Source organism: Helicobacter pylori HUP-B14, from assembly GCF_000259235.1.
Lineage (GTDB): Bacteria > Campylobacterota > Campylobacteria > Campylobacterales > Helicobacteraceae > Helicobacter > Helicobacter pylori_CU.
The window spans coordinates 1,181,369-1,191,814 of record NC_017733.1 but is presented as its reverse complement, the minus strand read 5'-3'; the positions used below and the strand labels follow the sequence as shown (position 1 = coordinate 1,191,814).

Sequence of the window (10,446 nt, the reverse complement as noted above, 5' to 3'; positions counted from 1 at the left end):
AAAATAGTGCCTACTATCAATCAGTTGATTAGAAAAGAAAGGAAAAAGGTGGTTAAAAAAACGAAATCACCTGCATTAGTGGAATGCCCTCAAAGAAGAGGGGTTTGTACTAGGGTTTATACGACTACCCCTAAAAAGCCTAACTCGGCTTTAAGAAAGGTCGCTAAGGTCCGTTTGACCAGTAAATTTGAAGTGATCAGTTACATCCCTGGTGAAGGGCATAACTTGCAAGAACACTCCATTGTGTTAGTGCGTGGGGGTAGGGTTAAGGATTTACCCGGTGTGAAATACCACATTGTTCGTGGTGCTTTAGACACTGCAGGGGTCAATAAAAGAACGGTTTCACGCTCTAAATATGGGACTAAAAAAGCTAAAGCGACCGACAAGAAAGCAACAGACAACAAGAAAAAATAAGAGGAAAATAAAAACATGAGAAGAAGAAAAGCACCCGTTAGGGAGGTTTTGGGCGATCCTGTTTATGGGAACAAAGTGGTTACTAAGTTTATCAATAAGATGATGTTCGACGGCAAGAAAAGCGTAGCGGAAAAAATCATCTACAAAGCTTTTAATAAGATTGAAGAAAAAAGCGGTGAAAAAGGGATTGAAGTGTTTGAAAAAGCCCTAGAAAGAGTGCGTCCTTTAGTGGAAGTGCGCAGCAGAAGAGTGGGTGGGGCTACCTATCAAGTGCCGGTAGAAGTGAGAGCGAGCCGCCAGCAGTCGCTATCTATTCGTTGGATTTTAGAAGCGACCAGAAAACGTAATGAAAGAATGATGGTGGATAGACTGGCTAACGAGCTTATGGATGCGGCTAGCGATAAGGGTGCGGCTTTTAAGAAAAAAGAAGATGTGCATAAAATGGCAGAAGCGAATAAAGCGTTCGCGCACTACCGCTGGTAATTGGAGTTAGAATGGCTAGAAAAACCCCATTAAATAGGATCAGGAATATCGGTATCGCCGCTCACATTGATGCTGGGAAAACCACCACTTCTGAAAGGATTTTATTCTATACAGGCGTGAGTCATAAAATTGGCGAAGTGCATGACGGCGCGGCGACAATGGACTGGATGGAGCAAGAAAAAGAAAGAGGGATCACTATCACTTCTGCGGCAACGACTTGCTTTTGGAAGGATCACCAAATCAATTTGATTGACACCCCAGGGCATGTGGATTTCACTATTGAAGTGGAACGATCCATGCGCGTGCTAGATGGTGCGGTTTCGGTGTTTTGCTCGGTGGGGGGTGTGCAGCCTCAAAGCGAGACCGTGTGGCGTCAAGCGAATAAATACGGCGTGCCTAGGATTGTTTTTGTCAATAAAATGGATAGGATTGGGGCGAATTTCTATAATGTGGAAAACCAGATCAAGCAACGCTTGAAAGCTAATCCTGTGCCTATTAATATCCCTATTGGGGCTGAAGACACTTTCATTGGCGTGATTGATTTAGTCCAAATGAAAGCGATTGTTTGGAATAATGAAACCATGGGGGCCAAATACGATGTGGAAGAAATCCCTAGCGATTTGTTAGAAAAGGCTAAACAATACCGAGAAAAGCTTGTAGAAGCCGTAGCTGAGCAAGATGAAGCCTTAATGGAAAAGTATTTGGGTGGTGAAGAATTGGATATTGAAGAAATCAAAAAAGGCATTAAAACAGGTTGTTTGAACATGAGCCTTGTCCCTATGCTTTGCGGTTCTTCTTTTAAAAATAAAGGCGTGCAGACTTTATTAGACGCGGTCATTGATTACTTGCCAGCGCCTACGGAGGTTGTGGATATTAAGGGGATTGATCCAAAAACCGAAGAAGAAGTTTTTGTGAAATCCAGCGATGATGGCGAGTTTGCCGGTTTGGCGTTTAAAATCATGACGGATCCTTTTGTGGGTCAACTCACTTTTGTGCGCGTGTATCGTGGCAAGCTAGAGTCCGGTAGCTATGTGTATAACTCCACCAAAGACAAAAAAGAGCGCGTGGGAAGACTGCTTAAAATGCACTCCAATAAGAGGGAAGACATTAAAGAAGTTTATGCGGGTGAGATTTGTGCGTTTGTGGGCTTAAAAGACACGCTAACTGGGGACACGCTTTGCGATGAAAAGAATGCGGTCGTTTTAGAGAGGATGGAATTTCCTGAGCCGGTCATTCACATCGCTGTAGAGCCTAAGACTAAGGCAGACCAGGAAAAAATGGGCGTAGCGTTAGGCAAGCTCGCTGAAGAGGATCCAAGCTTTAGGGTGATGACTCAAGAAGAAACTGGGCAAACCCTTATTGGTGGTATGGGTGAATTGCACCTAGAAATCATCGTGGATAGGTTGAAGAGAGAATTTAAGGTGGAAGCTGAAATCGGTCAGCCGCAAGTCGCCTTTAGAGAAACTATCCGCTCAAGCGTGAGCAAAGAGCATAAATACGCTAAGCAAAGCGGTGGTCGTGGGCAATACGGGCATGTGTTTATCAAGCTTGAGCCTAAAGAGCCTGGCAGTGGGTATGAATTTGTGAATGAAATTTCTGGGGGCGTGATCCCTAAAGAATATATCCCTGCGGTGGATAAGGGTATCCAAGAAGCGATGCAAAATGGCGTTTTGGCGGGCTATCCGGTGGTGGATTTTAAAGTTACCCTTTATGATGGGAGCTACCATGATGTGGATTCTTCAGAAATGGCGTTTAAAATCGCTGGCTCTATGGCGTTTAAAGAAGCGAGTCGTGCGGCTAACCCGGTTTTACTAGAGCCTATGATGAAAGTGGAAGTGGAAGTCCCTGAAGAATACATGGGCGATGTGATTGGCGATTTGAATAGAAGAAGAGGGCAAATCAATTCTATGGACGATAGATTAGGCTTGAAAATCGTGAACGCTTTTGTGCCGTTGGTGGAAATGTTTGGCTATTCTACGGATTTACGATCAGCTACCCAAGGGCGTGGGACTTACTCCATGGAGTTTGATCATTATGGCGAAGTGCCTAGCAATATCGCTAAGGAAATTGTAGAAAAGCGCAAAGGCTGATTTTGTAATAACGCTCTCTTATTTTTAGGGGGTGTTATAGGTGCTGTTTAAATTTTTTCTCTTTTGGATTTAAAAAGACTTTTTGAGTGTTTTTATCCCTTTTTATCTCTCTAATGACCTTTTTTAGTTTGCTATAAGATTATTTTTTGGCTCTCTTGTCAAACAAGAATAATTAAAACTTTTTAATTTTTTAAAAATGGGGTTTTGGTTGCTTCGTTTAATCGTTTTAGATTTTATTTCATGGTGGAATTCGTTTTCTTAAGGGGTTAGGGGGTGTTTTGTAGCAATGCTCTTTAAAAATCCCCTAATTCATAGATCGCCTTACAAGAAATTCCGCTTGACTAACAACAAACTCTTTTGTATTCAGTCTTAAAAAACGCTTTTTGGTATTTTTCAAATTTTTATAATCAATTTTTTATTAAAACAAAGCCTTTTAAAACAAAGCCTTGTTAAAATGCCTTAAAAAGTTTGTTAAGGGGATAAAAACACACTGACCTCTTTTAAAAGAGCCAATGCAATTATAAATACCCAATACTTTTATTGATTCACCATTTTATTGATTCTTTCAGGGTAGCGGGCCCCTTCTATTTTGATTGTAGTCAATTCTTTTTGGAAAATCTCCAATTCTTTTTGACTCCAAGAAACCTGCAAAGCCCCTATATTTTCTATGAGCCTGGATTCTTTGGTGGTGCCAAAGAGAGGGACAATGATTTTTTGCGTGTGCAAAATCCACGAGAGAGCCAGTTGGGCTGGTGTAACGCCTTTAGCGTGTGCATGATCTTGGATTAATTCCACCAAGACATAATTTTTGGCTAGATTTTCTTGATTAAACCTAGGAGAAACGCTTCTAAAATCCTCACTAGCGAAAGTGGCATTTTTTTCAAATTTCGCGCCTAAAAACCCCTTACCCAAAGGCGAAAAAGCGACAAAGCCAATTTTTTCTTTTTCTAAAAAACCTAAAATCTCTTTTTCAGGTTCGCGCCACCACAAGGAATATTCGCTCTGCAACGCGCTTAAAGGGCAAATTTTATGGGCTTTTTGGATGCTAGATAACCCTGCCTCACTCATCCCCCAAGCTTTAATTTTTCCTTCTTTAATAAGAGCTTGCATAACTTCTGCCACTTCTTCTATGGGCGTGTTAGTATCTATGCGGTGTTGGTAGTATAAATCAATGCATTCTACTTTTAAGCGTTTCAAACTCCCTTCAATGGCGCTCTTAATGCGGTTAGGACTGGAGTCTAAAAACATGGTTGCGTATTTGTCATTAGGATCTGCGTAGTAAATCCCAAACTTGCTCGCTACCACAACCTTGTCTTTAAAAGGCTTGATCGCTTCGCCTAAAAGCTTTTCATTATCTTCCCCATAAGCCTCTGCAGTGTCAAAAAAGTTAATACCCAATTCCAAAGCCTTATGGATAAGTTTAACCATCTGCTTTTTATCATGGACTTCCCCATACCCATAAGTCATGCCCATGCACCCTAGAGCTAACGCACTCACTTTTAAAGGGCCTAAATGACGCTGTTGCATACAAACTCCTTGATTTCATACTGTTTTTTTAGTGTAGCCGAATCTTAATTTTTTGTCAAACTTTCTAAAACCAAAGATAATTTATCAAGTTTTTTGTATTGTAGTTTTTTTAAGGCAGCAAAACCACCAAACCAATCAAAAATTTGATTGGTTTCTATTCGTTTACTTTTGAAAAATATAATTCTCTCGCTTTTAAGATCATCACAGGGAGTTTCGTATGAAAAAGCAAATCTTGACAGGTGTTTTATTATCAGTTTTGGCAGTGAGTTCTGCATACGCTCACAAAGATAAAAAAGACGCTAAAAAACCTAAATTTAGCACAGAATTAGTCGTGGCTCACAAAGATAAAAAAGACGCTAAAAAACCTAAATTTAGCACAGAATTAGTCGTGGCTCACAAAGATAAAAAAGACGCTAAAAAACCTAAAAACTCAGTGGCCTAATGGCTTTGACTCAAAAAAGCGTTTTTAAAAACGCTTTTTTGGATACTATCTTGTAATTTTTCTTACCATTTTGTAAAACCCTTGATAGGATTTATCGCTCTTCTCACGCTTTCAAAAGTAAAGTTTAAATCTTTTATATACTAGAATTTTGTCAATACGGCTGTGTTTTTAAAAAAGCGCATAAAAGGCGTTTAAGGCTTTTCTAAAAGAGTGCGAGCGGCTTCTAGGACTTCAAGGGGCGTGATAGATTTCATGCACAAGTGGTTTTTTTCATTCTTTAAAGGGCAAACTCGTTTCTTGCAAGGCGCACAGCTTAAATGGTGGTTCAATACGATCGTTTTTTGAGCTTTATAGGGGCGAGTCTCTTTTTCATCAGTGGGGCCAAAAAGAGCGATTAAGGGGGTTTTCGTGCTAGCGGCTACATGCATAGGGCCGCTATCGTTAGTGATGAATAAATCCAAAACAGCGATGCGTTGTATCAATTCTTCAATGCTTGTTTTCCCGCACAGATTGTAAGCGTTATGGGATAATAAGGGGTTTTTCAATAAGTTTTTAACGGATTTTAAAATCTCTTCAGAAACGATAGCGTCTTCTTTAGCCCCAAAAAAATAAATTTCATGCCCTTTCTCTAACAAAGCAGCCGCAACTTCAGCGTAATAAGAAGCCGGCCATCTTTTAGCGCTCCCATAGCTTGCGCTAGGGTTAAAGCCGATTTTTTTAGGGGTGTTTGGGGTGTGAGTGGGGAGATCAAAGGCTAATTTTAAGGGTAAAACGCTTTTTTGATCCAATTCTTTTTCTAAAAATTGCGAAAATAAAAAGCAATACTTTTCCACTTGATGATACTCTTTAGGGGCAGCAGTTATCGCATGGCTGAGAAACAAAGAACGGAAAAATTGAGCAAAACCGATGCGAACAGGCGTTTTTGTCGCATAGAGCAAAAAAGCGGAATAAAAATGGTTGTTTAAGGTGATCGCTATATCGCAACGCCCTATTTTTTGAGCGAGTTTGTGAGTGGCTAGCAGCCTGAAAAAGGATTTTTTGGTGTCGTCTATAAAAACGGCTTCTATTTTTTCATCTTTTTTGAAAAGTTCGCAAGTGATTTGTGGGCCCACTAAGATAAAATGCGCGTTAGGGTAGTGGTGTTTAAGGGTGTAAAAAAGCGAGCTTGCCATCACCCCATCGCCTAACCAATTAGGCAAACGCAATAAAATACGCATGCGTTTGGGCGCATTTACGCTCATCAATAGCCCTTTTTTAAAGATTTTAAGCTAAAATTTTAGCATACAAATACAAGGAAATGGAATGATTACCCCTAAAGTGTTGAGCGGGTTTAAAGACCGCTTGCCTAAAGATGCGATACAAAAAGCCCAGTTGCTTGCGAAAGTTTCAGTCGTGTTTCAAAGTTTTGGTTTTGTGCCGATTGAAACCCCTCATTTGGAATACGCTGAAGTGCTACTACCTGATGCGAGCAGCGATATTCAAAAAGAAATTTATCGTTTTAAAGACCATGGGGATAGAGATGTGGCTTTAAGGTTTGATTTGACCGTGCCATTAGCCCGCTTTGTTTCTTTGCACCACCAAACGCTAGGCATGCCCTTTAAACGCTACGCTATAGGCAATGTCTTTAGGGGCGAAAGGGCGCAAAAAGGGCGTTATAGGGAATTTACGCAATGCGATTTTGATTTTATAGGGAGCGAGAGTTTGGTGTGCGATGCTGAGATTATTCAAGTGATCATCGCTTCTTTAAAAGCTTTGGATTTAGAAGATTTTTGCGTCTCTATCAACCACAGAAAAATTTTGAATGGCATATGCGAATATTTTGGCATTGCTCAAGTGAATGAAGTGTTGCGCATTGTGGATAAATTAGAAAAAATTGGCTTGAATGGGGTTGAAGAAGAATTAAAAAAAGAGTGCAATTTGAATTCAAACACCATTAAAGAGCTTTTAGAAATGGTTCAAATCCAACAGAACGATTTGAGCCATGCGGAATTTTTTGAAAAGATTGCTTATTTGAAAGACTATAATGAAAATCTGAAAAAGGGCATACAGGATTTAGAAAGGCTATACCAGTTGCTAGGGGATTTGCAAATTTCTCAAAACCTGTATAAAATTGATTTTTCTATCGCTAGGGGCTTAGGGTATTATACGGGGATTGTGTATGAAACCACGCTTAATGAAATGAAGTCTTTAGGGAGCGTGTGTTCAGGGGGCCGTTACGATCATTTGACTAAAAATTTTTCTAAAGAGAATTTACAAGGGGTAGGGGCTTCTATTGGGATTGATCGATTGATTGTGGCTTTGAGTGAAATGCAATTATTAGACGAGCGTTCCACCCAAGCTAAAGTTTTAATCGCTTGCATGCATGAAGAGTATTTTTCTTACGCCAACCGCTTAGCGGAGTCTTTAAGGCAAAGCGGGATTTTTAGCGAAGTCTATCCAGAAGCTCAAAAAATCAAAAAACCCTTTTCTTACGCTAACCACAAAGGGCATGAGTTTGTGGCTGTCATTGGCGAAGAAGAATTTAAAAGCGAAACCTTAAGCTTGAAAAACATGCATTCAGGCATGCAGTTGAATTGCTTGAGTTTTTTAAAAGCCCTTGAAATCATTGGAGAAAACGATGAAGACTTATAATGTCGCTATTGTCGGGGCTAGTGGGGCGGTAGGCCAAGAGCTGATTAAAGGTTTAGAAAATTCTTTTTTCCCGATTAAAAAATTTGTCCCGTTCGCTAGCGTTAGGAGCGCTGGTAAAAAGATTAAAGCTTTCAATAAAGACTATGAAATTTTAGAAACCACGCATGAGGTTTTTGAAAAAGAAAAAATAGACATCGCCTTTTTTAGCGCTGGGGGGAGCGTGAGCGAAGAATTTGCTATAAGCGCTGCAAAAACGGCCTTAGTGATTGATAACACGAGCTTTTTTAGATTGAATAAAGATGTGCCTTTAGTCGTGCCTGAAATCAACGCTAAAGAAATTTTTAACGCTCCCTTAAATATCATCGCTAACCCTAATTGCTCTACCATTCAAATGACGCAGATTTTAAACCCCTTACACCTCCATTTTAAGATAAAAAGCGTGATTGTTAGCACCTATCAAGCCGTGAGTGGGGCAGGGAATAAGGGCATAGAGAGTTTGAAAAATGAGTTAAAAACCGCATTAGAGTGTTTGGAAAAAGACCCCGCTATTGATTTAAACCAAGCTTTGCAAGCCGGGGCTTTCCCTTACCCGATCGCTTTCAATGCGATCGCCCATATTGACACTTTTAAGGAGAATGGCTACACGAAAGAAGAGCTAAAAATGGTGCATGAAACCCATAAAATCATGGGCGTGGATTTCCCTATCAGCGCGACTTGCGTGCGCGTGCCGGTATTGAGGAGCCATAGCGAGAGTTTGAGTATCGCTTTTGAAAAAGAATTCGATCTTAAAGAAGTCTATGAAGTTTTAAAAAACGCCCCTAGCGTGGTTGTTTGCGATGATCCTAGCCATAACCTCTACCCCACGCCCCTAAAAGCGAGCCACACGGATACCACCTTTATAGGGCGCTTGAGGAAGGATTTGTTTGATAAGAAAACTTTGCATGGCTTTTGCGTGGCGGATCAATTAAGAGTGGGGGCAGCCACCAACGCGCTCAAAATCGCCATGCATTACATTAAGAACGCTTGAGTTTATTCAAAGATAACAAAGATGAATGCGCATGCGCTTGAATTAAGGATAAGGATCAATCTAACCCAATCTCTAAAAAAGAGCTTTAAGTTACTAGGCTTGCGGTGTTAAACAAGGGTGTAATTGAATTTCTCAAGGCTTGATTGAGAGAAATGCTAGTATTTGGTAGGTCAAAAGGAATTAAAGGCTTACACTCAAGCAGAGAGTGAATGTTTAGCTAGCGAGTTATTGCCTATTATTCCATTTAAAAGGGTGTGAGTTTAAGGTATAAGGGAAACTTGTATCAAGTTTTGTTGGAATGGATTAGAAAAATCTGATTGGATTGACCCTTACAATTTTTCAAACCAATTGTTTAATAGCGGTTAAATATGGCTATATACACTACAATAATAAGATTTTGAAAGGTGAGATTGTTTTTTTGAAAGGATTTAAATGCCTATTATAAGGGTTTTGGTAATGCTTGCAACAATGATGATGAAATTAGGAAAAACGGCAAAAGAAAAGAAAGTTTTTAAGAATGTGGGAATATCTATAATGGGGATTGCTTTTTGGGAAGCGATAAAAGACTCGATAAAAAAACAAATTAAAAAAAGCAATTGGATATGCGGGAATGTTAAGACTGCAGATGATTATTTAAAAACGCATCCTAACTCGTGGTTTAATTCAGCAATAGGTGTAACAGCTTTAACAGCCATGCTTATGAATGTGTGTTTTGCTGATGACCAATCCAAAAAAGAAGTGGCTCAAGCTCAAAAGGAAGCTGAAAATGCTAGGGATAGAGCAAACAAGAGTGGGATAGAATTGGAACAAGAACAACAAAAGACAGAACAAGAAAAACAAAAGACAGAACAAGAAAAACAAAAGACAGAACAAGAAAAACAAAAGACAGAACAAGAAAAACAAAAGACAGAACAAGAAAAACAAAAGACAGAACAAGAAAAACAAAAGACAAGCAATATAGAGACTAATAACCAAATAAAAGTAGAACAAGAAAAACAAAAGACAAACAATATAGAGACTAATAACCAAATAAAAGTAGAACAAGAACAACAAAAGACAGAACAAGAAAAACAAAAGACAAACAATACGCAAAAAGATTTGGTTAAAAAAGCAGAACAAAATTGCCAAGAAAATCATAATCAATTCTTTATTAAAAAAGTAGGCATTAAGGGTGGTATTGCTATAGAAGTAGAAGCTGAATGCAAAACCCCTAAACCCACAAAAACCAATCAAACCCCTATCCAGCCAAAACACCTTCCAAACTCTAAACAACCCCGCTCTCAAAGAGGATCAAAAGCGCAAGAGCTTATAGCTTATTTGCAAAAAGAGCTAGAATCTCTGCCCTATTCACAAAAAGCTATCGCTAAACAAGTGGATTTTTATAAACCAAGTTCTATCGCTTATTTAGAGCTAGATCCTAGAGATTTTAAAGCTACAGAAGAATGGCAAAAAGAAAATCTAAAAATACGCTCTAAAGCTCAAGCTAAAATGCTTGAAATGAGGCATTTAAAACCATACCCACAAGCCCACCTTCCAACCTCTCAAAGCCTTTTGTTCGTTCAAAAAATATTTGCTGATGTTAGTAAAGAAATAAAAGTAGTTGCTAATACCGAGAAAAAAGTAGAAAAAGCGGGTTATGGTTATAGTAAAAGGATGTAGGCATAAGAAAATAAGAACACCATAAAATCGTTTTTAGCTTATTTATGGTATTTTAAAGAGTCTATATTACCCAATGAGAACAGAGCCTTTTTTAAACTCCTTAGTAGGGATCCCAATCGTCTTTAGCGTTTGAGCGTTTCACAAAATACAAGCGGTTGCAATTTTTAGCGTTG

9 protein-coding genes are annotated in these 10,446 nt (G+C 39.2%); 7 read left to right on the top strand and 2 right to left on the bottom strand.

Annotated features, from left to right (window positions below; genetic code table 11):
• Positions 1–6: 6 nt before the first annotated feature.
• From rpsL to fusA, 3 genes are read left to right on the top strand one after another with little or no spacing between them, the layout of a single operon-like run.
• Positions 7–414: a 30S ribosomal protein S12 gene (gene rpsL, locus HPB14_RS05670; protein WP_001142321.1), complete on the top strand. Its 408-nt coding sequence runs from the start codon at positions 7–9 to the stop codon at positions 412–414.
• A gap of 15 nt (positions 415–429) precedes the next feature.
• Positions 430–897 (top strand): 30S ribosomal protein S7, encoded by a 468-nt coding sequence (rpsG, locus tag HPB14_RS05665; protein WP_001254357.1) that lies wholly within the window; start codon positions 430–432, stop codon positions 895–897.
• An 11-nt stretch (positions 898–908) separates the two neighbouring features.
• Positions 909–2,987 (top strand): elongation factor G, encoded by a 2,079-nt coding sequence (fusA, locus tag HPB14_RS05660; RefSeq protein ID WP_000101867.1) that lies wholly within the window; start codon positions 909–911, stop codon positions 2,985–2,987.
• A 537-nt stretch (positions 2,988–3,524) separates the two neighbouring features.
• Here fusA and HPB14_RS05655 read toward each other — a convergent pair.
• Entirely contained in the window at positions 3,525–4,514 is a 990-nt protein-coding gene (locus tag HPB14_RS05655; protein ID WP_001187423.1) for an aldo/keto reductase, read from the bottom strand.
• 217 nt (positions 4,515–4,731) lie between these two features.
• Here HPB14_RS05655 and HPB14_RS05650 point away from each other — a divergent pair, with 217 nt between their 5' ends.
• Positions 4,732–4,956, top strand: a complete 225-nt coding sequence (locus HPB14_RS05650; RefSeq protein ID WP_000744178.1) for a hypothetical protein — start codon at positions 4,732–4,734, stop codon at positions 4,954–4,956.
• Positions 4,957–5,147: 191 nt separating this feature from the next.
• Here the strand turns inward: HPB14_RS05650 and waaF are convergent, their stop codons facing one another.
• Positions 5,148–6,197, bottom strand: a complete 1,050-nt coding sequence (gene waaF, locus HPB14_RS05645) for a lipopolysaccharide heptosyltransferase II (RefSeq protein WP_000115463.1) — start codon at positions 6,195–6,197, stop codon at positions 5,148–5,150.
• 61 nt (positions 6,198–6,258) lie between these two features.
• Here waaF and hisS point away from each other — a divergent pair, with 61 nt between their 5' ends.
• From hisS to HPB14_RS05630, 3 genes are all read left to right on the top strand, one after another.
• Entirely contained in the window at positions 6,259–7,587 is a 1,329-nt protein-coding gene (gene hisS / locus HPB14_RS05640) for a histidine--tRNA ligase (protein WP_000632470.1), read from the top strand.
• Complete coding sequence (asd, locus tag HPB14_RS05635) at positions 7,574–8,614, top strand: aspartate-semialdehyde dehydrogenase (RefSeq protein ID WP_000860856.1); 1,041 nt, start codon at positions 7,574–7,576, stop codon at positions 8,612–8,614. The genes hisS and asd overlap by 14 nt, the downstream gene beginning before the upstream one ends.
• Positions 8,615–9,046: 432 nt before the next feature.
• Positions 9,047–10,273 (top strand): DUF874 family protein, encoded by a 1,227-nt coding sequence (locus HPB14_RS05630; protein WP_001121662.1) that lies wholly within the window; start codon positions 9,047–9,049, stop codon positions 10,271–10,273.
• Positions 10,274–10,446: the final 173 nt, after the last annotated feature.

What these genes read in the sequence shown, in the direction of transcription:
- rpsG (WP_001254357.1), top strand. Translation starts at nt 430, where the DNA reads ATGAGAAGAAGAAAAGCACCCGTTAGGGAGGTTTTGGGCGATCCTGTT.
- fusA (WP_000101867.1), top strand. Translation starts at nt 909, where the DNA reads ATGGCTAGAAAAACCCCATTAAATAGGATCAGGAATATCGGTATCGCC.
- HPB14_RS05655 (WP_001187423.1), bottom strand. Translation starts at nt 4,514, where the DNA reads ATGCAACAGCGTCATTTAGGCCCTTTAAAAGTGAGTGCGTTAGCTCTA.
- HPB14_RS05650 (WP_000744178.1), top strand. Translation starts at nt 4,732, where the DNA reads ATGAAAAAGCAAATCTTGACAGGTGTTTTATTATCAGTTTTGGCAGTG.
- waaF (WP_000115463.1), bottom strand. Translation starts at nt 6,197, where the DNA reads ATGAGCGTAAATGCGCCCAAACGCATGCGTATTTTATTGCGTTTGCCT.
- hisS (WP_000632470.1), top strand. Translation starts at nt 6,259, where the DNA reads ATGATTACCCCTAAAGTGTTGAGCGGGTTTAAAGACCGCTTGCCTAAA.
- asd (WP_000860856.1), top strand. Translation starts at nt 7,574, where the DNA reads ATGAAGACTTATAATGTCGCTATTGTCGGGGCTAGTGGGGCGGTAGGC.
- HPB14_RS05630 (WP_001121662.1), top strand. Translation starts at nt 9,047, where the DNA reads ATGCCTATTATAAGGGTTTTGGTAATGCTTGCAACAATGATGATGAAA.